Genomic DNA, 2020 nt, shown 5'->3' with positions numbered 1-2020 from the left:
TAGGACTGAGGTGTAAGTGTAGTAATACATTCAGCTGACAGTTACTAATAGGTCGAGGGCTTATCCAATGCGTCTGGTTTTTGTCTAAAGTCTAGGAAGAATAATCAAGAGATATGTAGTTTTGAAGGTGCGAGAATATGGCCCGGTGGCTCAGTTGGTTAGAGCGCCGCCCTGTCACGGCGGAGGTCGACGGTTCGAATCCGTTCCGGGTCGTGATAGGAGAAACCACTTCTTAGGAGGTGGTTTTTTTGTGTTTTAATCTTATAAAATACTTAGTATTGCTTTATTATATTCTGTAATGATATGGTTTCTTTATACGATTTTTCTGTTTATTCTCTTCATTTTCCTTCATTTTCCTTCATTTTTTTTTCTTATAAATTGCATTTTAAGCTATTATTTTTATTTTTTATTATAGTGTTATGAAATACTATGAATATTTTCTGTTTTGCAAGCTTTTTTTCTGTGCATTTTTTAAAAATTGTTCTTGTATTTATACTTTAAAACTGCTATGATGGGGAAAGCGAATAGGGTATATCAATTTCATACAGAGCTTGTATATTCCCGGAGAGCATAGTCTCCCTATTTTTAGGGGCAATTTTTAGGAGGAAAAGTTCATGAAAAAAAGAAACTTAGCACTCATGACTGCAATCTTAGCTGCAGCATTGACAGCTTGCGGCGGATCCAATGCAAGCAACGACACAAAGGCTGCAGGATCCGATGCAGCTAAGGAGGCCGGATCTGAGGCTGGTGGAGAGAAGGCTGCAAGCACAGGTAAGGAGCTTCGTTTAGTAAACGGTAAGATCGAAGTTGATGCACAGATGAAGGAATTGGCTGCAGAGTACGAGAAGGAGACCGGAGTAAAGGTTAACATTGAGTCCATGGGTGGCGGAATTGATATTCAGGGAACCCTTAAGGGATATTTCCAGGCTGACAATATGCCGGATATCTTTGTTAATGGCGGTGCTAACGATTTTAAGAACTGGGAAGATCATCTTGTAGACTTATCCAATGAGAAGTGGGTTTCCGATACAGAATCTGCCTACAAGGATGATAACGGTAAGGTTTTAGGTTTCCCTTATACCACAGAGGCTATCGGTTTGGCTTACAATGCGGATATTTTGGAGAAGGCCGGTATTGATCCTAAGTCTATCACCGGTCCGGAATCCATGAAGAAGGCTTTTGAGACTCTGGACAGCAAGAAGGACGAGTTAGGTCTTACAGCTGTAATCGGTTATGTTGCAGAGGCTACCAATCTTTACTGGTCTACCGGTAACCACCTCTTTGGTGTATATGAGGATGCAGGCCTTAAGAGAGATGATACCAAATATATCGATCTATTAAGCGAAGGAAAGCTTGATAAGGAGCGTTTCAGCAAGTATGCGGATATGATTGCCCTTTTCAACAAGTATGCAGATCCGGCTCTTTTGGTTTCCGGAACCTATGACCAGCAGATTCAGAACTTTTCTGCAGGAAAGTATGCTTTCGTTACACAGGGTTCTTGGATCGGTGCTACAATGGTAAATGATGATAAGGAGCAGTATGATGCTGCCGGCAACTTCAAGGTTGGTATGATTCCTTATGCATTTGAGGAAGGCATTGATACCATTCAGACTAACTCTCCTTCTTGGTGGTCTGTATTTGATAACGATAATAAAGAAGAATCTATGAAGTTCTTACAGTGGATTTCCGAGGATAAAGCTCAGAAAATTCTTGTTGAGAAGGCAGGATTTGTAAGTCCTTTCAAGTCTATCAGCTATGTAGCTAATGATCCCTTTGCACAGACTATTACTGATTACACCAAGGCAGGAAAGACTTCCGCATGGCATTGGTTAAACAACAAAGACGGTCTTGCACAGAATGCATTAGGTGTTGTATATCAGGATTTCGCTTCCGGCAATTTAGATACAGCGAAGTTTGTTGATACTATCGGTAGTTTGACAGTTAAATAGTTCCAAAATCTCCTCAGGCCTTGAAAAGCCTGTATTTTTTTGTCAAATTTTATGAAAATAGTACTAGCTAT

At 40.3% G+C, this 2020-nt stretch carries 1 protein-coding gene and 1 tRNA gene; both read left to right on the top strand.

Going from position 1 to position 2020, the window contains the following annotated elements:
• Positions 1 to 139: 139 nt before the first annotated feature.
• Positions 140 to 213: transfer RNA gene (locus tag HNQ46_RS11920), tRNA-Asp, on the top strand.
• A 401-nt stretch (positions 214 to 614) separates the two neighbouring features.
• On the top strand, positions 615 to 1949 hold the full coding sequence (locus HNQ46_RS11915) for an ABC transporter substrate-binding protein (protein WP_183684877.1): 1335 nt from the start codon (positions 615 to 617) through the stop codon (positions 1947 to 1949).
• Positions 1950 to 2020 lie beyond the last annotated feature (71 nt).

The organism is Oribacterium sinus (genome assembly GCF_014202695.1).
GTDB classification, from domain to species: Bacteria; Bacillota; Clostridia; order Lachnospirales; family Lachnospiraceae; genus Oribacterium; species Oribacterium sinus.
Note: the sequence above shows the minus strand (reverse complement) of the source record. Positions and strands in the feature narration are given on the sequence as shown.

Bases quoted from the DNA above. Each gene is read 5' to 3' on its own strand.
- HNQ46_RS11915 (WP_183684877.1), top strand. From the start codon at position 615: ATGAAAAAAAGAAACTTAGCACTCATGACTGCAATCTTAGCTGCAGCA.